This is a genomic window from Parabacteroides sp. PM6-13 (assembly GCF_029892605.1).
Lineage (GTDB): Bacteria > Bacteroidota > Bacteroidia > Bacteroidales > Tannerellaceae > QVMG01.
Window position 1 is genome coordinate 73,267 of sequence record NZ_JARXWF010000014.1, and the last position, 24,597, is coordinate 97,863.

A 24,597-nucleotide genomic window follows, 5' to 3' on the forward strand; every position below is an offset into this window, starting at 1 on the left:
AAGCTATTATAGTATGAAATACATCATCGCGATCATTACTCTCTGCCTGGCATACCAACTACAGGCACAAACATCGCTTACCGTAACCGAACGCATTCAACTCTATGAACAGGAGATTGCTGAAGGCCAGGTGGATGAACTGAAGATGTTGAAGAATTACATCGACCTGATCACGCTTTGCCGCTCGATCGACATGGGAAAGACCTATCACTATTTCCGGGAAGCGGTGGCCTACGCGCGAGAGAAAGAGCAGTTAGACTGGGAATCGGCCTATTGGAGGCGGATGGCAGAGGTCTATTATGACCTGGGCAAAAGCGACTCTTCTTATTACTGCATTGACAAAGCGATCGCGCTTATTGAAGGGAAAGGGTTTGATTATGAGCAATGTGCCAACTACCAGGTGCAGGGAGGTGCGTTCTTCGCGGGGTATGAATATGAGAAAGCCCTGGAGGCCTATCTGAAAGCATTGGAATTAAACGAAAAAGACAAGACCCAGAAATTAGCGGCGCAGCAAAACATCCTGAATAATCTCGGCATTGAAGCCTCCACCTATTCGATGATCGCTGATATATATGTCAAACTATTGAATTACGACAAAGCGATCGACTACCTGCTTCGCGCGAAGAAGATCATAGAAGACAACCCTACCGAACGGATTGCCTTCGTCTATTTCACGATCGAGTTGAACGGTATGCTTGCCGGCATATATACAACAACGAATCAGCCCGACAAAGCATTGCCTTTGTTGCAGAAGAGTTACGAAATGGCTGTTGAAAAAGAATTAGTACCTGAAATCGTATTAGCCTTATGCCGGTTATCCAGCTTTTACTATACGGAGCGAAAAGACCATCAGCAGGCGTTTGCCTTCGCCCGGGAGGCACAGGACATGGCGAAAGAGACATCGAGACCCGACCTGATCAGCTCCGCCGAAAAAAGCCTGATGAAAGCCTGTTTCGGCCTAAAGGACTACCCAACCGCCTGTCGTTATGCCGAACAGTTGTTGGCGCATGTAGAAGAGGAAGATTGGGAGAACCTATATGATATCTACGGCTATTTGATTATGATGTATGCTCTGTCGGGCGATGTTGGCCAATCGGAAGCCTATCTGACGAAATACAACGAAGCAGTGGCCAACCTATCCGACATCAATCTACACAACTCCCTGCAAGAGATGGAGGTGAAATACGATGTGCAGCAGAAAGAATTGGAGATTATGCGTCAGCAATCGGAACTGGAGCGCGAGCGAACCAAGCAATCTATTTACATCGCTGCCATAGTGATTGCGGTGATACTGCTCTTGTTATTTATCTATATCGCCAGCCTGCGCCATAAACGCAATAAGATCCTGGCTGAAGCCAATGCTACCAAAGATAAATTCTTTAGTCTTATCTCACACGACCTGAAGAACCCGGCGATCGCCCAGCGCGACGCCCTACAGCTATTGATCACCCATGCCGGCGAATGGGACACCGAGTCGCTCTCGCGATACTACGAAGAACTGCTCATTTCGGCCGACGGGCAGGTGGAGTTGCTCTACAATCTATTGAACTGGGCACAGGTACAAACCGGACGTATGCCCTATGCCCCGACCCAATTCGACCTGGTGTTTGAACTCCGTTCCGATATCGCATTAATAAAAAACATGGCGGACCGGAAAGAGATCCGCCTCGAACTCCAAATACCGGAAACAGCAATCGTGACGGGCGACCGCCATATGCTGACCACCGTCGCGCGCAACCTGCTCACCAACGCGGTGAAGTTCACCGACCACGGCGGAGAGGTTCGCCTGGAGATACAACCGGAAGCAAACGGTCGTTACCGGATTACCGTCGCCGACACGGGAACAGGCATGAGTCGGGAACAGCAGGAAAGCCTCTTCCGTATCGACCGCCAACGCTCGCGCGCCGGCACAGCAGGCGAGTCCGGCAGCGGACTGGGGCTTATTGTTTGTCGGGAATTGATCGAGAAGCACGGAAGCAGTCTCCATCTGACAAGCGAAGAGGGCAAAGGAAGCCGGTTCTGGTTTACGCTCTAAGTAATATTACTCACATAGATTGAGTATTTATACTCATTGCCCCACATCTCTTTGCTGTCGACCTTTGTCCATATAATACCACTGACCATGAAGACAAAGATGCCATCCAGGGAGAATATGCTCTTCTTAGCCAAAAAGGCAAAGCGCTATTGTGAATTATTGATTGAGCAAAGCGATCATTGGCTGTCGGAAGAAGAGGGAGCCAGGAATAGGAAAAAGCGATCGAATAAACCGCGGGAGAAGAAAAGAAAGATCCGATGAAAACAATAAGACCTTCCGGGTAGCCAAGATGTTGTTGGCCTATTCCCCGGAAGGTCTCGTCTATTTAAATACTACAATGATTCTTATTGCTGGAGGTTCTCCAGGAAGTCGATCTCGACAACCCGCAACTCATTGTTGGTTTTGTCGCCATCTTTGGCTTTGAAGAGGTCGAGTTCGCCGGCTGCTGGTGCCGCCACTTCGGTGATCTGCCCGAAAGCGTCCGACTCCTCTGCAGCGCCTTTCAAACGCAGAGTAATCGATTTGGTACGAACAGGCTTTACCGCCAGGTGGATATAGCCAAGACTACGTTCGGTATCGCCACTCCAGATCAGTTCGTCGCCCGCATAGATTTCTAACGGATACGAGCGCATGCGCCAACCCGTCAGTTTAATGTCTATCTGATCAACAACGGCATAGCGTTCGAGTTCATACGTAATCCAGGCAGTCGCCAGACGTCCGTCGTTGCTCCATTCACTTAGTTCGTTATCGTCGAAGCTCTGAGATGCTTTTTCCTCGTTGATGCCGGCACGAGCCGATTGGATGCGTACCGATACTTGTTTGTCGGTATACGAAGGTGTCGCCGGTGTCTCGCCCCGGTCGAAACGGCTGGGCAATTGCGCCCCGGCAAAATGCTGGCTCAATCCGTTCTGCACCTCAACTGCCTGGGTAGCGAAGCTTACGGTTTCTGCTCCCAATCCTTCGGCTTTTGCCCGCAGCGTAACCGTGCCCGGCTTGTTCGACGCGCGTATCATCACACGGGTCACACCACACTCAACAGGCAGGCTCTTTGCCAATACATAATTATCAGCGCCCTGTGCGATACCTCCGCGCCATTCGGCAGGCCCTTCCAGGTCAAAGGTGATCATATCGTTAGCCAAGGGGCAACGATTGCCTTGTGCGTCAACCACCTCAACCTGTACCAAGGCCAGGTCGGCACCATCGGCATAGACGCCGTTCGGGCTATGCATCAGGGTTAATTTCAAGCTTTTGGCTTCGCCTGTCGTCTGTTGTTTATAGCGGCTCAATTCTTTGCCCTCCGCATCATAACTAACCGCTTCGAGCGTTCCTTTCTCCCATTGAACTGCGTCGAAAGTAAAGAGGAAACGATAGGTCTGCTTGCCTTCGCCCAACGAGCGGCCATTCAGGAAGAGTTCTACCCGGTCGCCCGTAGAAACTACATAGACAGGTTTTTGGGTTTCCGGTTGATAGTTCCAGTGGCCCATGATGTAGGTGTGATGTTCTTCGGTATCAACCCAACCATCCCACATCACCTGATGAGCAAAATAACCATCCTTCGGGATACGCATCGGATCGGTCACCCCGCTGCGACGATAATTCTCTTCACCCCGGAAATGAGTCTGTGAGTCGGAGAAGATAATTTTGGCACCACCCGAGCTCACCCGGTCACCATGACCCGGACGGATGCGCCAGTAGTCATACCAGCGACGAACCAGCTCAATCGCATGGCTATCCTGATTGTGATTATAAGCACTGGCATCCTGATCGCGATAAAGCGGTCCGGCTCCATTCTTATGATAGGGGAAACTGTATTCGTCCCAGTATTTGCGCAATCCTTCGTCGCGGCAATACTCCGTAGCAAACATCGGATGGTGTTTGCTCTTATTGATATAGAGCATTTCACCGCCCCATTCCGCTTCGCGGATATCCAGCATTTCACGTGAACCTATCGCCCGTCCGCCGTTCGGATCGTATTGGTTGCGAATGGCCACCATCTCCTGCATATGTTCCCGGCTGATCGACTCGTTCCCCGATTCGTAGAAAAGAATACTGGGGTTGTTGCGATAATAGATAATCGCGTCGCGCATCAACTCCCGACGTTGTTCCCACTGACGATCTTTCGCATCTTTCTCGGCATCGCCCGCGGGCATCACCTGGATGATACCGACACGGTCGCACGATTCAACGTCCTGCTTCCAGGGTGTCACGTGCATCCAACGGTAGAAATTACCATTGCCCTCGAGCATCAAGCCATTGGAGTAGTCGCTCAACCAAGCCGGCACTGACATACCAACGCCAGGCCACTCATTGCTCGTACGCTGTGCGTAGCCTTTCATCTGCAATACGCGGTCGTTCAGCCACACCTTGCCTTCGGCAAAACGGGTTTTGCGGAAGCCGGTACGGGTATTGACCTCATCCACCACTTTTCCGTCGACCACCAAACGTGTTTTGACATCATAGAGATAACCGTATCCCCAGCTCCAGAAATGGAGGTTTTCCAGTTCGGCTGCGGCTTTCAGCGTCACCGTCTCACCGGGTTTGATAGCCTGTGATTCGCCCTGAAAAGCGCCTACCTTTTTGCCGTCGTAGTCATACACTTCTACTTCGTAGCCGGCATTCACCGTTTTATTGCGTTCGTTCCGCACTTCCGATTCGGCGTTGATGACCGCCTGACGGCTGGCCACATGGATATCGGAGGCATAGACATACACACCGGTGGTTTGCAGGTTGCTATAAAGCGGCAGCGTTTGATAGAGTCTGTCGGTCACATGCAGCCATACATTCTTCGGGATACCGCCGTAGTTACAATTAAAGTTACGGTTGTTCCACTGATACTTCGTGCCGGTCGCCCGCTCTTCGTAGTCCCAGTTGTTATCAATACGCACGGCTATCACATTCTCTCCCCCATACTTGATATAGGGAGTCAGGTCGAAACCGACAGCCATAACGCCGTTCTCGTGATAGCCCAGATGGTGTCCGTTCAGGTAGAAGTCGGCACCCTGGCGCACGCCTTCAAACTCGACAAATACCTTCTTGCCGCGAGCAGTCTTAGGCAGTTTGAAATGCTTACGATACCAGCTAATGGTATCGGTCAGTTCATGGATCGCCACCCGAAACGCCTCATCTTCATTGAAGGCATAGGGCAGGGTCACGGCCGACCAGTCTTTATCAGAAAAACCCGGTTTCTCGGCACCAGCCACGTCACCGACGTGTATCAACCACTGTGGATTGAAGTTATATTTCTCCCGGTTGTTTGCTCCAAGCGCAAGCGGGAACAATAACAAAAGCAGCCATAGCGCCTTTGCACTATTATTTATTTTCATATTCTTTCTTTTTTTGTAGCGGGTTGAACCCACATCCTTATTCTTACTCTATCATTTTATAGATCTCCGCACCAGCCATCAGGAAAGCGCCCAGACCATAATCATCAAAGTCAGGCTCGCGCTCATAGGTCACCGGCTGCGCCTCTTTAGGCTCTTTACCCGTACCCTGCACATACCCTAGGAAGCCATTGGGGTGAAGACAATCGTTCACCATACCCTTCCAGGCTTTGTAGATCACCGGTTTGAACTCATCGGCAGGCAATAAACCGTTGTTTACACCATAGGCCATACCGTAGGCAAACATTGCCGTACCGGACAGTTCTTTGCCGCCAAAATAATCAGGATCATGCAGGCTAACGTTCCAAAGGCCATCTTTGCGTTGCACCTTTTTCAGGGCGTGACACATATCGACCAACATGGTTTCGTATTCTTTGCGATGCGGTTCGTCCGCCGGCAGAAGGTCGAGCATCCGCGCCATAGCAACCACTATCCAGCCATTACCACGCGACCAGTAACAATCTTCGCCGTTGGGTTCCGTATAAGGAGGATCGAAATCGCCGTCGCGCCACCAGAGTTGATCTGCCGGGTTATAGAGACCAGTCTCGCCATGTTTCAGTTTGGTGTACATATACATCTCATACGCGCGGTCGTAATAGGCCTTGTCACCGGTCAGATTACCCAATTGCGCAAAGATCGGCATCGACATCTGCACAGCATCGATCCAGCTCCAATCATCGATTCTATCCGTTTGCATCATCGAATCGACCGAAAGTTTGATGTTTTTGATATACGGCTCCGGCTTCTGCGGATCGAGGTTGTAGAGGAAGATATAAGCCTGCCCGGCACATTGATTGTCGGCATTGCGTGTCTTCCAACCCTCGCGCGCGTTGCGAAGTCCCCAGTTATGATGATTTCCCCACTCCAGGGCATAATTGATATAGCGCTGTTGCGGATCGACTTTCCACAGTTCCATCAGTCCTACATAGTAGTAAGCACGTGTCCACACGTTCGATTCGTAATTACGGTTACGCGACGGATAGGGAATAGGCTGTCCGGGATCACTCCATTTGTTCATAAAATAGTCGTTCGCCTGCCGCATAGCAGTCAATACCTCCTCTTTCTCCGGTTTGCTTGAAGAGTCAACACACCCGCAAAACAGCGTGATGGAAATAATCGCAAGAATAAATTTAGATAGCTTCATGATCTTGTTCTTTATGATATTTATTTTATAATTTCTATCGGTTCTCCAAAGGGATCGAAGTCGAACAGAAACGCATCATCTTGTTTTCGTGTATCCAACTCTTTGCCACCCTGGCGTACGCTGACCCGTTTGTATCCCTTCACCACACCGGTCAAAGGCTCTGTAAAAAGAGCTTTATCTAAAGAGAGATGAGGAATGATTGTCAAACCATTCTTTTGTTTGATCACCTCAAAGGTTATCTCTTTTTGTTCCTGGGTATAGGCGGCTACCTCCGCGAATGTGCCAACCCAAAGGCTGTCTTCCTTCGCTTTCACCCGATCCAAATGATCCCAGAAAAGAGTCGCATCTCCGAAGTGGTCATACCCATAGGTAATACCATGTGTCATCCCTACTCCCCAATCGTTTGATCGGATCAGATCGTCGACCCATTCGGCTAAGTTCTCTATGGTAGCTTTACCACCGATTGAGCGCTGAAACAGGCGGGTGCCAACCCGGTTTTCAGAAGCAACGACAAAGCCCTCCGCCGTTTTGGTATTATGCGGATAGCAAAAGGTGCGGGGCATGAGGCCAATATGAGCCACAATGACACTATCATTTTTATAGATATCGGTTTTTATCTCCTCCAACGAATGGCGACCAAAGTTTTTATGCGCCCATCCGTGGTTGCCGATCTCATGTCCTTTGTCATGCAACTCCTTCATCATAGGCCACGTCATGCGGGTTGAGTCAATAATTCCTTCCTCATGTGTATTCCCATTCACAAAGAATGTTCCGCGAAAACCATGTTTTTCCAGTTCGGGAGCCGCCAGGGTGTATTGTTCCATCAATCCATCGTCGAAGGTGTAGCTGATAGCTGCCGCCTTATTGTCTTTATAGGTTGCCACACGGAAACCCATATTCGAGAAATCAAGAATTTTATTCAATACATCGAACATCTTCTGCCCCAGATATTCGGCCGATGTGGCGGTGAAATGCAAGCGATCCTTTTGCAATTCGCCATCACGCATATCGATCAGGTAGACATGCATGTCTTCTTCAGCAAGACGCTGCATAGCCACCTCTACCTCCAGGCGGTAATCACGATTCGTATGAGGTATGGAGCCAAAAACAAACGGAAGCTTTGAATAGTCTTTTCCTGTTTTCTCTGTCAAATGATTACGCACGTGAGCAATAACTGCCTTCAGGTTTTTGTAGTAGTCACCGGCAAATTTGCAATCACTTTCCCCCTGATGCCACAGAAACGCGTCGATCTGATAACCCTGTTCCAATTTTGACAATGTCTGATCAATACTGGCATCGATGGCTTCCGTAAACGAAAGCAACAACGACTTGCCTCCGCTTTGCGTAGAGGTGGTGTTCGACAGCCAGGCAGGATCCGCCGACCAATATCGTCCTTGCGTCGTATCGCTCGGGAAACCGATGGAGGTACCTCCGACAGCCCATTTCACCACATAGAACTCCTCCTGAAGCGCTTCGCCAATCTGCCGATAGGTCACCGCATCATAGGTCCAAAGCCCTTCGGTGATTCTTCCCTTTGGCCAGTAAGGAACAAAGAGTCCGTCTACCCGGTTTTGCGAGATCCGGCAAAAAGGATAGGCACCCTCTTTGTATTCGACGGTATCGGTAGCCAGTTCCTGAATGTAGGCGGGCAGCTGTTTGTTATTCACACGCCCATCGGTATTGGATTGTCCGGCAGTAATAAAGACATGAACAGGTCCTTTCTTTTGCGAAGAAGGAACACAAGAAGCCATAGTCAATAGAAAACAGCCTACACATAGGAGTATCAAATTTTTCATCTGTGCGTTCTTTTGTTGCATTATTTTTATCATGGTACCTATTAGGTAATGCAAAAATACAAGGAATAGAGGTATACCCACCCTGTTATTTTGTGTCATTTCATGGATTACTATACAGAATTCACCCGTTTTCATCGCAACTCGTACTAAAAAGCCAGCCGATTCCATACAAAACCGGCTGGCTTAATTAAAATACACCTTAAACTAAACTACCCGATAAAAACCTATCTCACTACAATGATTATTCGCGGATGTAGCTATTACCAACCCGGATTTTGCATCGCTTGCTTCTCTTCCGACGAAAGTGCCTTGCCATCTTTCGTCACGGCATCCAGGAAGCTCTGTGGAAGCGGACGCAGATAATGCTTGTTCGGGTTGAACGCTGCACCCGGGTAGAACTGACCGTCGTTAAAGACCTTGTAGCGTTTTTCCAATTGCTTGGTACGTGCCAGGTCCGGCCAACGGATCAATTCGCCCAACAACTCGCGGGAACGTTCGTTCAGTATGAACACAAGCATCTTTTCCTTATCGCTGTTTGCGCCCAAGACATCATAAAAATCTTTCTTGGAGTTCAGGATATCGCCTACCGAAGCAAACTGAAGCGCCTCTTTGGTGCTGGCTGTCGTCTCTTCGATGTTGTTAGACTCGAAATAGGTATTCAGATCCGAATAGGAAGCACCACCCGCCTGTCCCGAACCGGAAGAGTTATTGCGGTAGGCCTGTCCTCCGTCGATGTTCTTACTGCGGTCTTCTCCGTTGGCATAACCGGCACGTTGACGCAAGGCGTTGATATAAGGGAGTGCTTCTCCATATTGTTCTTTCCGGATATAGGCTTCGGCCACCATCAGGTAGTCTTCGGCAGAGCGCGCGATGATCGCGTCGCGTCTTCCTTTCGCTTCGTTGGTGGTCGGACGGGAGCCATCGCGCCATTTACTGAGCGACACATAACAAATTGTCGCTGAAGCGTCATGGTTACCATAGTTACCATGCACCCCTTCTCCCGGAGAAGAACCGACATTGTTGCCAATATAGGCTTGTTTTTCACCCGCGAAATAACGAACATACATAGATGGAGCATAATAATTCAAGTTCTCTGGCGTATAACGCGTGTCTCCCGCGTCATTTACAATATACTTAACCGCAGGTTCATTGCTACCGAATTTCGGTTCGCCTGCCACCTTTCCTTCCGGCACATATGGAGCCGTCCATTTAGGGGCGGTTTTCGGGTTGTTACAACTATAAACCGTCACGAAGCTTTTCCAGAAACGGGAGTCGTTCACCCGGTCGTAAACATCCAGGGAGTAATTCGTCGTACGTAGTCTTCTGTATTCACGTCCGCCGGCGATATCTCGTGCCATGCCCGGTAAAGTCTGATAACGCGACAGGAAAAAGAGATGCACCTGATTCCCTGTACGTCCGACAGAGAGGTCTGAGAACTGAGCGCTTAATACCACCTCTGACACAGATTCATTCGGTCCATCCGGTTTGGTGTAGTCCCATAAGTCTACAAAATTAGCACACAATGGATGGGCTTCAATGACTTTTTTACCATACTCGATCACATCGTTCAGGTCTTGTTCCTTATACGATCCATTCCAGCTATCATTCAATTCGCTGGCACGGAAAAGACAGGCTTTCGCCACAAAATGCGCAGCGGCATACTTGGTCAAACGACCTACCTCTCCGCCATTCGTCTCCGGCAATAATTTATAAGCCTCTTTGAGGTCGGCAATAAGCTGCGCGTAGGTCTCTTCTGTCGAAGAACGAACAAATTCAGTCTGTGCTCCCGCTACCGGTTCAGTCAATAGAGGCACACCGCCAAATTGCATCACCATGCGGAAATAATTGTATCCGCGCATGAAATAGCCTTCACCCAAACGGGTATTATAGTGCGCGCTATTTTGGTTGTAATACAACGGTACATTTTTGATCAGGATATTAGCCGACCCGATTCCGGCATACATATGATCCCAGTTCTCTGCCGAGCCATATCTGGTAGAAGCATTCAGGTCGTCGCTGTAGTCGTTGAACGCGTTAGGTCCTTCCCCCCCGGTCATTTCATCCGTTCCCAATTGCCAATAAGGGAAACACCAGTCGTAGGTAAAAGGAATACGGAAGTTCGCATACATCCCTACCGAGAGTTGATCCAATCCCTTTTCCGATTCGAATGACTGGGTACTCTCCTGTCTAATCAGATCTTCATTCAGAAAATCTGAGCTGCAAGAGGCCAAGAAGCCGGCTGCCGCCAATAATAATGCTGTTTTCTTTATATATTGTTTCATACGTCTTTTTATTATTAAAATTCAAAGTTCAGACCAAACACAAAGCTTTGGTTGTAAGTAGAAGAACCCGTATCCGGATCCACCCAATCAATGGCTGAATAGATCATACCGGGGTTCATCCATTGCGCGTACAACTTAAGGCGGTTAAGTCCTGTATTCTTCAACATCTTAGAGCTGAAGTTATAACCCAGGGAGATATTACGTATTTTAATAAACGATCCATCACGGTAGCCCATCGAGTTGAAGTAGGTATCCTCTTTACCCGGCGCATAATATTCCGCGTCTTCATTCACATCTTTGATCCAGTAGTCGAGCTTACGCACCGGGAAACGTCCGTTCAATCGTTCCGCTCCTGTGTTCATGGTGAATCCAAACCGGCCATAGATAAAACAAGAGAGTTCGAAGTTCTTATATGAGAAGGTATTGACAAAACCTCCACTCCAGTCCGGACGACGGTGTCCTACGATGATACGGTCTTCGTTCGCATCGATTTTTTCGACGATTTCACCATCCGCGTTCGGTTCGTTCACGATGTCTTTGATACGGATCTCGCCCGGCAGGCGGCCATATTTCGCAGCCTGATCGGCTTCGGCTGTTTTCCAGATGCCATCATACACATAATCATAATAAACACCCAAAGGCTGACCAACAAACCAATTGTTATTGATGTCCTCGTCGCGATTGTTTGCCAATTCCAGGATCTCACTTCTATCCGCCGAGAAGGTAAGCGAAGAGCTCCATTCAAAGCCTGCCGCTTTTACATTGACCGTATTCAGGGTGATGTCGATCCCTTTGTTCGCGGTTTTACCCACATTGGCCCATGTACTCTGATAGCCGGTCAGGGAAGGAATCGATTGCGACATCAACAGGTCGGAGGTTGTCGATTTATAGACATCGACCGAACCGGCGATACGTCCACGGAAGAACGAGAAGTCAACACCCAGGTTATAGGTAGCCGTTTTTTCCCATCCCAACTCCGGATTTGCCATCACCACCGGGCTGGGCACCCAGAAGTCGGAGGTTACCTTCCCGTTCGACACCTGGCTTCCGAAAGAATAATCGGTATCAGCCAGGGCGCCTTTGGTGGCGTAGGCGTCGATCGCCGCGTTACCGGTTACCCCATAACCCAGACGCAGTTTCAACTGTTCTACCCAATGTGCCTGCATAAATTCTTCCTGGTCGATACGCCAGCCCAAAGCAGCCGAGGGGAAGAAGTCCCATTTGTTGCCATCGGCCAACTGGGAAGCGCCGTCCCAACGTCCGGATACGGTCAACAGATACTTATCATTGAAGCCATAGTTCACGCGTACCATATAAGAAGCCAACTGTGTTTCGGTCATGCCTGTGCCGAGTCCCCATTTGGTGCGATCGCTTGTCGAGCCCATATTGTACCATAGCTCTTTTCCGGAGTTCACATTACTGTTCGATACACTGGAGCTTTCCACATGGTAAGCCGAAGCACTTTGCAACAGCGTCAGTCCGATGTTATGCTTTTCAGCAAAAGTCTTATCATAATAGATCAGGTTATCCAGCGTCCAGGAACGACGTGAGTTGGTCGCATAGCTGGCATTGTTCTGTCCGTCGCCTGTTACCGACTCCGCCGGGTTTGCCTGCCCATTGTTATTATAACGGAAGTCCGGTCCGAACTGCATGCGATAGCGCAAGCCTTCCAGTGGCGCCCAGATCTTTCCGAAACCTACCTCCGCATACATACTGGCGAAAGCACGCAAGGTCTGGCGACGGTTATGGCTCAGGTCATTTTCACGAATCGGGTTCACGATGTTGATCTCTCCCCCCGGATTACGGATAAACTCTCCTTCCGGCGTATAGGGAACCGCATAGGGAAGCATGCCTTTCAACGCCGCGTAAAAGCTCTTGGCGCCCGATCCGGAGGCTGAATAACCATACAACTGATCGCTGTATGTACCATTGATCGACACACCCAATTTGAACCATTCGGTGGCTTGCAAATCGATGCTTGTCGTCAGCGTATAGCGCTGGTAGTCTTGTCCGGGTTGTGTTCCTTCCTGATCGAGATATCCGAAAGAGGCATACGCCTGCACTTTGTCCGTACCACCGCTTCCGCTCAGGGTATGTTCGTGCGTGATAGCCGTCTGATGTCCGGCAGAAGCCCAATCGTAATTAGGCACCTTGCTGCCATCCCATGTGCCGCCTGCCCAGCCTTTTTCAATGTTTGCCCAGGCATAGGGATCCTTATTGAACAGGTTATTATCGGCTTCATACGTCGCGATATCCGGATAGCTGCCATAGTTGCGTTGCGCGTTACGCATATACTCCAGCAACTCTTCCGAATTCATCAGGGGCGAACGATCATGAAGCGATTCGATCGAGAGGGTACCGCTATAGCTCAATCGTAGAGCACCCTTGCTACCGCGCTTGGTGCTTACCAATACCACCCCGTTGGCACCTCTTGATCCATAAATAGCTGTTGCCGAAGCATCTTTCAACACATTGATCGATTCGATATCGTTCGGATTCAGGTTTTCGATACCGGTTCCCTGCAAAGGAATCCCATCGACTACATAAAGAGGTGAGTTAGAAGCATTGAGCGAACGCTCACCACGAATACGTATACTTCCTAACTCCCCGGGACGCTCATTGGTCGTGATGTCGACCCCGGCCATTCTACCCTGCATCGCCTGCATGGTATTGGCGACCGGCATCGCTTCCAGTTCTTTTTTGCCGATAACGGCTAAGGATCCGGTGATATCACTCTTCTTGGTTACACCATATCCTATCACCACCACTTCGTCCAATACCTGCGTGTCTTCTTTCAGCAGGACACGGATCATCGTTTGATTTCCAACCGTTATCTCTTGCGTAGCATAACCCAGATAACTGATCACAATCACATGTTGCGGAGCGGCAGTCAGGGAGAAATTCCCATCGATATCCGTAATAACCCCGGTTGTAGTTCCTCGTAGTGATACAGACGCGCCAATCACTCCTTCTCCTGTTTCATCTACTACCGTTCCGGTAATAGTCTTCGTTTGCGCATAAACGAATGTTGACATACACACCAGTAGAACCGCCAGCAGTCCTCTGGCCATAAAAAGCCTCTTCATTCTCTTCTTTTTCATGTTAATATTAAATTTAATGTGAATAAATTGTGCGCTAAAAAATTTTCTCACCCGCATGAGAATTTTTTCTCACCCGCGTGAGAATTTTTTTACCCCTGCATTTTCAGGTTTGACGTGAGCAAAAATAGACGATGCACAAAGGGGAAAAAATGCAAATTCGTCCGTAAGTATAGAAAAAGTGGTGAACGATTATAAGTATTTAGTTTCAAGCAATTTGACAACAAAACAAGCGATTCCCGGAAAACACCTCCCCGAATCGATCCAAACAGCCTAAAAAAAGGGAAATTTGTTCAAAAGCATGGAATTATCATCGTGTATCTCTTCAATAGCAGGAAACATTTGTACATTTGTTTCATAGCGTTATAATTTCTTGTCACAACATCAGATGAAAACACACCTTTGTTTTTTTATAGGATTGTTCCTCAGCGTTTCATTTCTGCGGATGCATGCGGAAGAGTTCAATCTTCAGTTCCATCAGATCAGCACACAAAATGGCTTATCACAAAATACCGTTCGCACGGTTTTAAACGACCGGAAAGGATTTATCTGGGCAGGCACCCTGGATGGGATAAACCGATATGACGGTTACCGAATATCAATCCACAAACCACAGCCCGGCTCGGACAATACCCTGCCGGAGCACCGCATCAGGACATTGCTTGAAGACCGACATGGATATATTTGGGTTAGATCCTATAAGAATGACTTCACCTGTTATGACCCTGTCTCCAATTCTTTTGTGGATTATCTCCCGGCCTCTCTCTTGACCGAAAATCCGGTATACCGCGAATTTCATGAAGCCACAAACGGAGACATCTGGCTGTGGGGGGATAATTTCGGTTGCCTGCAGATCAGCCAAAAAGCGGATGGCCTCTCTTCCGTTCCCTATCTGATGGATTATAAGCGAGCTGTCATCTTCCTCGAAGATGCTCAATCAACCATCTGGCTTGGCACACAAAACAGTCTGCACCGGATCACAGAAGGCACAGAAGAGGTATTCTATCGCGACCAATATGCTTTTATCGACGTAGCAGAAACAGAGAACCATATCTATTTTGCGACAGAGAGCGGAGAAATCATTGCTTACAATAAGAACAAAAAAACATTTGAACCACTCACAAACGAGAAAGAGTCCATACGGATTCGCCATATGGCATCGATCGGACATCAGGAGCTGCTGTTATCGACCACAACCGGTATTTACTATTACAACCTACGCAACAAACAGCTTCATCGCCCCGCGTGGACAAAAGATCCCGACCTGACCGGCAACATCGACTACCTCAAAGACCGAAAAGGAGGACTTTGGCTATACAACCATTCGGGTGTTGTCTGGTACTACAACCCGGCGACCAGTCAGGTCAAGAAAATGACGCTTATCCCCCCGGAGATTATGCAGACGGTCGATTTGGAGAGATACAATATATTCATCGACTCGGAGGGCATTATTTGGATTACCACTTACGGAAACGGCTTTTTTTGTTATGACAGCGAGAAGGATATACTGGAGAATTTCACCCACAAAGCCGACCGAAACAGTCCGGCCTCCAACTACCTCCTATCGATCACGGAAGACAATTACGGCAATATCTGGATCGGCAGTGAATACGCGGGACTCCTAAAAGTAACCAAATCGCCCGGTTACATCCGCGTGATCCGTCCGGAAGAGAACACTGCTTTGGGAATGAATAACAACGTGCGTACGCTCTACAGAGATTCGGAAGACAACATCTGGGTGGGTACCAAAAGCGGACAGCTCTACCTTTACAACAATAACCTGACTGAGACACAGACCATTTTCGACAACCTAATGCCCTATACCATCGCGGAAGACCGTCACCAGAACATGTGGGTAGGCACCAAAGGAAAGGGCATTTACGTCATCGACAGGGCAACCAGGCGCATCAAGCAGCAGTTTCTAACAGGCAACAGCGAGTCATCGGTGAGTAACCTCTCCATTTTCAGCCTGCTGAAAGACGCTAAAGGACGTATGTGGGTTGGCACCTACGGCAGCGGATTGAACCTGGCGGTAGAGACGGCCTCGGGCACTACCTTCAAACATTTCTTCAATACACCAGGCAATAGCCGGTTTATACGCTATATCTATCAAGACTCGAAAGGCCTTATATGGGTATGTAGCGGCGACGGGGTGATTCGATTCGATCCCGATGAATTGATTGAAGATCAGGAAGCCTATACGTTATTCCGCATGGATATCAACAACGAGAACAGCTTGTATGGCAATGATATCAAAACCGTTTTTGAAGATAGCCATCAAAACATCTGGGTCGGCACGGCCGGTGGTGGCCTAAGTAAATACGTGCCGGCTACCCCGGAAAAAGAGGAGCACTTCGTGAACTACCGGAAACAAGACGGGTTGTCAGGCGATTTTGTCTGTGGCATCATGGAAGACCAAAAGCAAAATCTATGGATCAGTACCGAAAGTGGCATCACCAAATTTGATCCGACAAGCAATTCCTTCATCACCTATCACTTCTCCGACAAGACCTATGGCAACCAATTCAATGAAAATGCGAATCTGTTCACGTTGGACGGCATTATGCTGTGGGGAAGCTTAGACGGAATCCTGGCGTTTGATCCCGATCGGTATATTCCGGATCAGGACATGCCGCCGGTATTACTCACCAATTTCTTTATCTACGACCAGCCGGTAGAGGTCGGTCCCGACGCACCCCTCAAGCAAGCCCTCTGCTATGCGAAAGAGATTACGCTCAACTACAAGCAAAACACCTTCACGATTGAGTTTGCCTCGCAGGACATGACCGACCTGACAAAGAATAAATACATGTATCGGCTGGGCAATTATGACAAACAATGGAGTGCGGTCAGTTATTCCAACGCAGCCACCTACAAGAATCTGGCGCCCGGTAAATATGTCTTTCAGGTGAAAGGAACCAATAGCGACGGTATCTGGAACGATGAAAGCACAGCGATTACGATTCTGATCACGCCTCCCTTCTGGCGAACCTGGTATGCCTACTTAGCCTATTTCCTCCTATTCCTGTCGGCTCTCTACCTGGCTTTTCGGTTGGTAATGCAATTCAATACGCTAAACAATAAAATCAAGGTAGAAAAGGAATTGACAAATCATAAACTGCGCTTCTTCACCAATATATCGCATGAATTCCGGACTCCCCTGACACTGATCCGCGGAGCGGTGGATAATATGAACGAGATGCCGGACACATCGCCCGATATGAAACGGCAAATCACGCTCTTGGGGCGTAACTCCGTGATCCTGACCCGGCTGATCGATCAACTATTGGAATTCCGAAAGCTGCAGAACAATGTTTTAACACTCGATCTGGAGGAAACCGATATCATCAGTTTTGCCAAAGAGATTTACATCGGATTCCAGGACTTTGCGCGCCAGAAAAACATAACCTACCGGCTGACAACAGACGTGACATCCTACAGGATGTATATCGACCGCAGGAAGGTGGATAAGATACTCTACAATCTCTTGTCGAACGCGTTCAAGTTTACACCATGGGACTATCGAGATGAAGATCGCCTTCGATCCTGCCCGGCAAACCTGCTGCATCTCCGTGTATGACAACGGCATCGGCATCGATAAGGAGAAGCAGCACCTACTGTTCAGCCGTTTTATGCAAATCAACTTCTCCTCTGCCGGCACGGGCATTGGCTTATCTCTGGTGAAAGAGTTCGTAGAGGTGCATAAAGGGCATATCCGGTATGAAGAAAATGAAGGCGGCGGTTCGATCTTCCATGTAGAGCTATCGACCGACCGGGAATTGTATAAAGGCGAAAACTTTATCGCTCCCCCTCCTGCCGATATCATCACGGAAAGTACAGAAGCAAAAGTATTGTATCCGGCAGAAGCGAATGAAAACATTCAAATCCCTGAGATCGAAGATTCTATCCTGTCGAACTACAAGATGCTGATCATCGACGACAACAACGACATTCTCAATTTCCTGGTCGAGGAGTTCAGCAAATACTTTATGGTGGATGTAGCTGAGAATGGTGAGATCGGGCTGAACAAGGCGAAAGAGAACAACCCGGATCTGATTATCTGCGACGTGATGATGCCCGGAAAAGATGGATTTGAGGTCACCCGCTATTTGAAAGAGGATTTCCAGACATCGCATATCCCGGTGATCTTACTGACAGCCCACTCCTCGGCCGATCACCAACTGGAGGGGATACAAAGCGGTGCCGATGCCTATATCACGAAACCTTTCAGCATGAAATACCTGGTGGCACGGGTGTTTAAGCTGATTGAACAACGGGAACAGCTCAAGAAGCGCTTCTCCAATGAATATGTGGTCGACGGCAACCTGATTACCCATATCGACAAGGATAAAAACTTCTACAACCTGATCAATAAAATCCTGGACGAACACCTGGCGGATCCGAACTTCTCGGTGGAGAAATTTGCCGAGCTCGCCCACCAGCGCCGCACCATCTTCTATAAAAAGGTAAAAGGCATTACCGGTCTCTCGCCTAACGAACTGATCAAGATCAAGCGCATGAAACGAGCGGCCGAACTATTGATGCAAAACGACCTGACCGTAGCCGAAGTAGCCTACAAAGTAGGTTTCGACGACCCGTTCTATTTCAGTAAATGCTTTAAGACGCAATATAACTGCGCCCCCTCCAAATTCGGACAACAAAAAACATCATCATAATGAGAAACTTATTATTCGTATCATGCTGCCTCGTTCTGTTTGCATGCGGCGGCAAAAAACAACCTATCACAGAAAACTTATCGGACGCGCTCTATGGATTCGAGACACCACAGGATAGTACCCGCACCAAGGTGTGGTGGTTTCATGGTGAAACGGAGACAACCAAAGAGGGTATTACCGCCGATTTGGAGGCATATAAAAAAGCGGGAGTCGGAGGCGTTGTCTATTATGATCAGACACACGGGAAGATGGAAAATGCCCTATCCGCTTTTTCCGAAACATGGTGGGAGATGCTACGCTTTGCCGCCGAAGAGGCCGAACGGATCGGTTTGACCTTCGAATTACATATATCCAACGGTTTCGTGGCGGGAGGTCCCTGGATTACTGAAGCACTCGGTATGAAGCGTCTTGCCGCGAGCGAACGAGAGATCTCCGGAGGTGCTTTTTTTGAAGGCGTCTTGGAGGCGCCGACAAACAAATACAACTATTACAAAGATGTGGCTGTCTTAGCCTTTCCTATGCGGGAACAAACCGAGACAGTTCCACTTGCTAACATAAAGGTTTCCTCAAACATTCCTGGCATCGACCTGGACAACCTGTTTCAACCCGACAGGGATTACGCGCAAATACCGGCTCAAGCGGCCAAAGAGAAAGAAAATGTCTATGTGTATATGGCATTCGAAAACGATTTTACGGCGAGAAGTATCACCTATGAGGTGCGTGCGAACGGGAAGGCGACGACCAGTGCTACCAATGTGCCCGCCCCTCCTCAGGAGACCTTTGTAGGAACAGGCTATCGTATCCTGCCCGACCTGGGACAGTTGGAAGTATCAGACGACGGCATCCATTACACAAAGGTATGCGACCTCAAGCCAATCTACCGTGCCCACGAGAGCTGGTGTCAAAAGACCATCTCATTTCCTGCGGCAAAAGGGAGGTATTTCAGATTGAATTTCCACCATTGGTGGGATGAAGAGATGACCCGCCAAGACCTTCATATCCGCGCAATACGATTAGGTTCATCGGCAAAGCTCGATCAATGGGAAGAGAAAGCCGGACTCTTTACCGAATATATAGAGCAGGATCGAACACCGGATTATGCTGCGACAGAGGCTATCCGCTCTGAAAGCATCCTGAACCTGACCGACAAAATGGACGAGAACGGCGTGTTGCGTTGGGAGGTGCCCGAAGGCAACTGGAAGGTCATGCGTTTCGCCTATGTGCCGACAGGCGCACGCATCAAACACGGGAGACCGAATCTGATGGGGCTCGAATGTGATAAGCTATCGGCTGAAGCAGTCAAAGTGCAGTGGGATAACTACGTCGGAAAAATCATTGACTCCCTCGAAACAACCCATAGCGGACATATCTCCGGGATCGTGATGGACAGCCACGAGGCGGGTGCTCAAAACTGGACAGACGATTTCATCGAGCAATTCAAAACGCGCCAAGGCTATGATCCGACCACTTACCTGCCTGTTATGATGGGCTATGTGGTGGACGGTGTAAAAGAGTCCGACGGTTTCCTTTTTGATATACGACGTAATATTGCTGATATGATATCGGACAACTATTATGGTACAGTAGAAGAATTATGCAATGAGAAGGGCATTATCCTTACGGCACAGGCCATTGGCAACGCACTCTGTATCGTAGGTGACCCCATCCAGGCCAAAAGCAAGGTCTCTAAACCGCAAGGAGAGTTCTGGGGCATACATCCCGATGGCAACTACGATATCAAAGAGAGCTCCTCGGCGGCGCATCTGTACGGAAAGCGGATTGCCTCAGCCGAGGCCTATACCGATATCAAATTTCGGGCCTCCCTGGCCGATCTCAAATCGTTGGCCGATTATGCTTACGCCTTTGGTATCAATGAATTTGTCATTTGCGCTTCTGCCTATCAGCCCTGGTTGGATAAGATACCGGGGAGCACCGGAGGAGGTCGGCATTACGCGATTAACCGGAATAACAGCTTCTGGGAGTATAGCCGTCCGTTTTGGGACTATCAAGCCAGAAACGCTTATATCATGCGACAGGGTAAGTCTTCCATCGACTTATGCGTGTATCTGGGCGAAAATGCGCCGGTAAAAATCCTGACGCATAGGTTGCCCGATATCCCCGGTGGTTTCGATTTCGACGCGTTCACGTCTCACGCTTTACTGACCCGGATGGATGTTGATGATCACAAAATAACACTGCCCGACGGCGTGAATTATAAGCTGATGATCCTCCCTCGAAATGGAGATATCACCTTAGATGCCCTACGCAAAATAGCCTCCATGGTAAGGCAAGGGGCAAAGATTTACGGACCTAAACCCACCCGGTCTCATTCCGGAAAAGATATGAAGGAAGAAGCGGAATATCAAACACTGATCGATGAGTTATGGGGGAAAAGCCCGGAGGCCTCAGGCATGAATCAGGTAAAAAAGGGACAAGTCTATTGGGGAATGCCTTTGGCGAAAGCCATCGAACAGGCAAATATACTTCCCGATATCCAAATGGAGAAAGGAGATACCAAAACGGCTATGATCTATTTTGCACATCGCAAATTATCGGATGCCGACGTGTACTTCTTAGACAATCATAAAGACACGAAAGAGGAGAATCTCTTCACTTTCGCCTCAAAAGGCAAACACATCCAGTTGTGGAATAGCGTTACCGGCGAGCGTTTCTCGCTTCCAGTGGTAAAATCAACTGAAGAAAGCGTAACGACTAAGCTCTATATGCATCCGCGCGAGTCCTACTTTGTCATCATAACCGACAAAGAAGAAGAGCTTCCCGAAATGTACTGGGAGAGCCCGACGGATAAAACCGAAAAATGGGCAGAGAATTGGCAGGTTCACTTTGAAGAACGACTCGGAGGAGCCGGGGATGTTACGTTTGACACGCTTCACGATTGGACATCGAATAGCGATCCAAGAATCAGGTATTACTCCGGAACGGCTGTTTACAAAAAAACGATAGCACTCCAACCGTTCAATAAGAAGATATCGATTGATCTGGGCAATCCGGGATTCATCGCGCGGGTATTTATTAATGCGCATGACGCCGGCGTCGTTTGGTGTTCCCCCTGGAGACTGGATATTACAAACTACCTGGTCAGCGGAGACAACCACCTGGAGATTCACGTCGCCAACTCATTGATGAACCGCATGATTTACGACGCCTCCCTACCGGAAAACGAACAAGTCACCTATGCCTATCCCGTAATCGCCACACCGGCAGACACCTTGGAACCCTCCGGATTGAGACAGGTGAGGTTGATACATCGCTCGGACAGCCTATAACGAAAACAGCTCAATCGCTTGTTAAACAAGTGATTGAGCTGTCTGTAGTCGGGATGAGAAGACTCGAACTTCCGACCTCCACGTCCCGAACGTGGCGCGCTAGCCAACTGTGCTACATCCCGATTTTTCAATACGCTTGCAAAGGTACAACTTTTTTCATATCATCAAATATTTCCGTCTATTTTTATTACTTTTTCTCTCTATCCTGATTATTTTCCGGGAAAAAGAAGGCTTAAAAGAGCTATTCAACAGAAAAATCATCCCATCCCCCTTCTTTTCTTTCCGAATAATTTGGAAGCAACAAAACTTTCCCTATCTTTGCACCCGTATTGAAAAAAACGGTACAAAAACGCGCAAGCATGGTGCCATAGCTCAGTTGGTAGAGCAAAGGACTGAAAATCCTTGTGTCCCCGGTTCGATTCCTGGTGGCACCACTTAAGAAGAGTAGCAAAACGAAGCAAATCCCTGAAACATAGACAGTTTCAGGGATTTTTCTTTTTTGGGTAACCCTGCAAAATGGGCAAAAGATTTTTTATACCCCCAACCGAAAATCAGCAACACTCTTTTGCACCAGGTGGAGTTCTTCAAATGTGCTGCTGCTTCCTTTATCTTTCGGGCATTGGGTGCTGATACCCATCCAGATTTTAGCCGGATAGTTGTTTTGATACAGACGTACCATTTGCCAGTTCTGATTATCAAGAGAATAATAAGAGGCTATTGTGCGCGTATCCGAGGAGATCTTCATATAAACAAAGGGTTGTTCAACAATATCGTGGTTGTTATCATCCGATGTTCCTATTGTTCGTACACTTACTACACGATGTTTGCCGCGCTCATCTTGTTCAAAGCATAACTTCTGCCAGAAGTTATCGTGTACATAAATATAGAGTACACCTGCATTGTATAGGCCTGTTTCGGTAAACTCAGGCGTAACCTTTGCTGTCAGGGTAAATGGTTTGGTATTATCTACTTCCGACAATAAGACAGGGGCTGTTCTGTTCGACAATTTGTTGTCTGGATCAGCAAAATAATCCGTCTTTTCCCCTGTCGTAAATGTCACCTTATTGTTCTCATCCACAGAGATAAGTGAAGCCGCGTTATTTATTGACTTAGTGAAACGAATATCGCTGATAGTCACCTGACAGGCAACACCACTGACTTGTGCCGAATCTGCACTGACCGCTTTTGCGGATTCCGGTTGATTTGTGTTTCCATTCGTACAACTACTGAATAAAACGATTCCCAGTACCGCCAGAGTAATAAGTTTTTTCTTTTTCATTTTTACTATTTTTTTTATGTGTATTAGTAGGAACACAACCATCCGGAGCGCCCCCTTATTTCTTCAGGAAGCAGGTTTTAAGAACGATAGAGCTTCCGTCAATCTTGCAGTCTACCTCTTCCGGCACATCGGTGAGGCGGATACTCTTTACTTTGGTTCCACGCTTAATCACCATGGAAGAGCCTTTCACTTTCAGGTCTTTGATAACGGTAACACTATCCCCATCCATTAATTCGGCGCCATTGCTGTCGCGGGGTATATTATCGCTCGCTTCCGACTGTTCATCGGCCATAAACTCACAGCCACAATCAGGGCATATATACATTGTACCGTCAAAATAGGTATTTTCCGATCCACAAACCGGACACTTTGGAATATCACTCATACGACTTGTCTTTTCAGTTAAGTGCGCAAAGATAGGCTTTATTGACAAAAAATAATCTTATATTTGTGGAGAAGATTACTCCCTTTTTATTAAACAAAAATTATTACGATTATGAAATGTAGCTATTATCTACTCTTGCTCGCATTGTGCCTACCGGTGCAAGCGCAAAAGATTGTTCCCGGCACCTTTTGGAAAGACAACACAGGGACTCATGTGAATGCCCATGGCGGCGGTATCCTGTATCAGGATGGCACCTATTATTGGTTTGGAGAGCATAAGGCGGAACGTACCAGTGCCGCTTTGGTGGGTGTCACCTGCTATTCCTCCCAGGATCTGGTGAATTGGAAAAACGAAGGGGTTGCCCTCAGTGTGATGCCCGACAGCTCTTTCCATGACCTTGAGAAAGGATGCGTATTGGAACGTCCTAAAGTGATCTACAATGAAAAGACCGGAAAGTATGTGATGTGGTTCCACCTGGAGCTGAAAGGGAAGGGCTACTGGGCAGCACGCGCAGCGGTTGCCGTGAGCGACACCCCGACCGGTCCCTATCGCTATCTTTACTCCTGTCGTCCGAATGCCGGCTATTGGCCGGAGAATATGCCGGAGGAAGATAAAACACGAACCATTACCGCCAAAGAGTTGAAAGGCTGGAGCCCCGAATGGTTGGAAGCGGTCAGCCAAGGCCTTTTTGTGCGCGATCATTTCCAAGGTGGACAGATGTCACGCGATATGACGCTGTATGTCGACGATGACGGGAAGGCCTATCATATCTATGCTGCTGAAGATAATCTTACCCTGAATATCGCCGAATTATCGGACGATTACCTCTGGCATACGGGTAAATATATCCGTATCTTCCCTTGTGGGCACAATGAAGCCCCGGCAATCTTCAAGAAAGACGATACCTATTTTATGATCACCTCCGGTTGTACAGGCTGGGCACCCAATGCGGCCCGTATGTTTTCCGCTCCTTCCATCTGGGGGCCCTGGACACAACATGCCAATCCCTGCCAGGGAGAAGATGCCGAATTGACTTTCCATTCACAAAGCACCTACATATTGCCGGTGGCCGGTAAAAAAAACGCCTTCATCTTTATGGGCGACCGATGGACGCCACGCAGCCCTTCGGAAGCGACCTATATCTGGCTACCGATTCAGTTCGAGAAGGGATTGCCGGTACTCAAATGGTACGACGAATGGGATCTGAGTATTTTTGATTCACTTAATAAATAAAT

13 protein-coding genes and 2 tRNA genes are annotated in these 24,597 nt (G+C 48.4%); 7 read left to right on the forward strand and 8 right to left on the reverse strand.

Annotated elements, in window-relative coordinates:
- Nucleotides 1-13: 13 nt before the first annotated feature.
- Both M2134_RS13115 and M2134_RS13120 read left to right on the forward strand, forming a co-directional pair.
- Entirely contained in the window at nucleotides 14-2,035 is a 2,022-nt protein-coding gene (locus M2134_RS13115; RefSeq protein WP_280751841.1) for an ATP-binding protein, read from the forward strand.
- A gap of 87 nt (nucleotides 2,036-2,122) precedes the next feature.
- Complete coding sequence (locus tag M2134_RS13120; protein WP_280751842.1) at nucleotides 2,123-2,296, forward strand: hypothetical protein; 174 nt, start codon at nucleotides 2,123-2,125, stop codon at nucleotides 2,294-2,296.
- A gap of 83 nt (nucleotides 2,297-2,379) precedes the next feature.
- Here M2134_RS13120 and M2134_RS13125 read toward each other — a convergent pair whose 3' ends face one another.
- From M2134_RS13125 to M2134_RS13145, 5 genes are all read right to left on the reverse strand, one after another.
- Nucleotides 2,380-5,358 carry a DUF4982 domain-containing protein gene (locus M2134_RS13125; RefSeq protein WP_280751843.1) on the reverse strand — a complete coding sequence of 993 codons (2,979 nt, stop codon included), beginning with the start codon at nucleotides 5,356-5,358 and terminating at the stop codon, nucleotides 2,380-2,382.
- Nucleotides 5,359-5,401: 43 nt separating this feature from the next.
- Nucleotides 5,402-6,559, reverse strand: coding sequence for a glycoside hydrolase family 88 protein (locus M2134_RS13130; protein ID WP_280751844.1), 1,158 nt, complete (start codon nucleotides 6,557-6,559; stop codon nucleotides 5,402-5,404).
- A gap of 20 nt (nucleotides 6,560-6,579) precedes the next feature.
- Nucleotides 6,580-8,355 (reverse strand): polysaccharide deacetylase family protein, encoded by a 1,776-nt coding sequence (locus tag M2134_RS13135; RefSeq protein WP_280751845.1) that lies wholly within the window; start codon nucleotides 8,353-8,355, stop codon nucleotides 6,580-6,582.
- A gap of 260 nt (nucleotides 8,356-8,615) precedes the next feature.
- Nucleotides 8,616-10,637 carry a RagB/SusD family nutrient uptake outer membrane protein gene (locus M2134_RS13140; protein WP_280751846.1) on the reverse strand — a complete coding sequence of 674 codons (2,022 nt, stop codon included), beginning with the start codon at nucleotides 10,635-10,637 and terminating at the stop codon, nucleotides 8,616-8,618.
- 14 nt (nucleotides 10,638-10,651) lie between these two features.
- A complete protein-coding gene (locus M2134_RS13145) occupies nucleotides 10,652-13,723 on the reverse strand; it encodes a TonB-dependent receptor (protein ID WP_280751847.1) in 3,072 nt (1,023 codons plus the stop codon).
- Between the two features lie 400 nt (nucleotides 13,724-14,123).
- Between M2134_RS13145 and M2134_RS13150 the strand changes: the two genes are divergently transcribed.
- The 3 genes from M2134_RS13150 to M2134_RS13160 are packed head-to-tail and all read left to right on the forward strand — an operon-like array spanning nucleotide 14,124 to nucleotide 21,698.
- On the forward strand, nucleotides 14,124-17,315 hold the full coding sequence (locus M2134_RS13150; protein ID WP_280751848.1) for a sensor histidine kinase: 3,192 nt from the start codon (nucleotides 14,124-14,126) through the stop codon (nucleotides 17,313-17,315).
- The gene (locus M2134_RS13155; protein ID WP_280751849.1) at nucleotides 17,263-18,411 is read left to right on the forward strand and encodes a response regulator; all 1,149 of its coding nucleotides are present in this window, start codon (nucleotides 17,263-17,265) and stop codon (nucleotides 18,409-18,411) included. Before M2134_RS13150 ends, M2134_RS13155 begins: the two co-directional genes overlap by 53 nt.
- Nucleotides 18,411-21,698: a glycosyl hydrolase gene (locus tag M2134_RS13160; protein ID WP_280751850.1), complete on the forward strand. Its 3,288-nt coding sequence runs from the start codon at nucleotides 18,411-18,413 to the stop codon at nucleotides 21,696-21,698. Before M2134_RS13155 ends, M2134_RS13160 begins: the two co-directional genes overlap by 1 nt.
- A gap of 48 nt (nucleotides 21,699-21,746) precedes the next feature.
- On the opposite strand, the gene M2134_RS13165 is transcribed toward M2134_RS13160, so the two are convergent.
- Nucleotides 21,747-21,820: transfer RNA gene (locus tag M2134_RS13165), tRNA-Pro, on the reverse strand.
- Nucleotides 21,821-22,059: 239 nt separating this feature from the next.
- On the opposite strand from M2134_RS13165, the gene M2134_RS13170 reads away from it, so the two are divergent.
- Nucleotides 22,060-22,132, forward strand: a tRNA-Phe gene (locus M2134_RS13170).
- A 98-nt stretch (nucleotides 22,133-22,230) separates the two neighbouring features.
- Here the strand turns inward: M2134_RS13170 and M2134_RS13175 are convergent.
- Together M2134_RS13175 and M2134_RS13180 are read right to left on the reverse strand one after the other, a co-directional pair.
- The gene (locus tag M2134_RS13175) at nucleotides 22,231-22,977 is read right to left on the reverse strand and encodes a DUF1349 domain-containing protein (protein ID WP_280751851.1); all 747 of its coding nucleotides are present in this window, start codon (nucleotides 22,975-22,977) and stop codon (nucleotides 22,231-22,233) included.
- Between the two features lie 55 nt (nucleotides 22,978-23,032).
- Nucleotides 23,033-23,362: a zinc ribbon domain-containing protein YjdM gene (locus M2134_RS13180; protein ID WP_280751852.1), complete on the reverse strand. Its 330-nt coding sequence runs from the start codon at nucleotides 23,360-23,362 to the stop codon at nucleotides 23,033-23,035.
- Between the two features lie 111 nt (nucleotides 23,363-23,473).
- Between M2134_RS13180 and M2134_RS13185 the strand changes: the two genes are divergently transcribed.
- Nucleotides 23,474-24,595, forward strand: a complete 1,122-nt coding sequence (locus M2134_RS13185) for a glycoside hydrolase family 43 protein (RefSeq protein ID WP_280751853.1) — start codon at nucleotides 23,474-23,476, stop codon at nucleotides 24,593-24,595.
- Nucleotides 24,596-24,597: the final 2 nt, after the last annotated feature.

Coding starts and splice junctions, on each gene's coding strand:
- M2134_RS13115 (WP_280751841.1), top strand. CDS start 14: ATGAAATACATCATCGCGATCATTACTCTCTGCCTGGCATACCAACTA.
- M2134_RS13120 (WP_280751842.1), top strand. CDS start 2,123: ATGAAGACAAAGATGCCATCCAGGGAGAATATGCTCTTCTTAGCCAAA.
- M2134_RS13125 (WP_280751843.1), bottom strand. CDS start 5,358: ATGAAAATAAATAATAGTGCAAAGGCGCTATGGCTGCTTTTGTTATTG.
- M2134_RS13130 (WP_280751844.1), bottom strand. CDS start 6,559: ATGAAGCTATCTAAATTTATTCTTGCGATTATTTCCATCACGCTGTTT.
- M2134_RS13135 (WP_280751845.1), bottom strand. CDS start 8,355: ATGAAAAATTTGATACTCCTATGTGTAGGCTGTTTTCTATTGACTATG.
- M2134_RS13140 (WP_280751846.1), bottom strand. CDS start 10,637: ATGAAACAATATATAAAGAAAACAGCATTATTATTGGCGGCAGCCGGC.
- M2134_RS13145 (WP_280751847.1), bottom strand. CDS start 13,723: ATGAAGAGGCTTTTTATGGCCAGAGGACTGCTGGCGGTTCTACTGGTG.
- M2134_RS13150 (WP_280751848.1), top strand. CDS start 14,124: ATGAAAACACACCTTTGTTTTTTTATAGGATTGTTCCTCAGCGTTTCA.
- M2134_RS13155 (WP_280751849.1), top strand. CDS start 17,263: ATGAAGATCGCCTTCGATCCTGCCCGGCAAACCTGCTGCATCTCCGTG.
- M2134_RS13160 (WP_280751850.1), top strand. CDS start 18,411: ATGAGAAACTTATTATTCGTATCATGCTGCCTCGTTCTGTTTGCATGC.
- M2134_RS13175 (WP_280751851.1), bottom strand. CDS start 22,977: ATGAAAAAGAAAAAACTTATTACTCTGGCGGTACTGGGAATCGTTTTA.
- M2134_RS13180 (WP_280751852.1), bottom strand. CDS start 23,362: ATGAGTGATATTCCAAAGTGTCCGGTTTGTGGATCGGAAAATACCTAT.
- M2134_RS13185 (WP_280751853.1), top strand. CDS start 23,474: ATGAAATGTAGCTATTATCTACTCTTGCTCGCATTGTGCCTACCGGTG.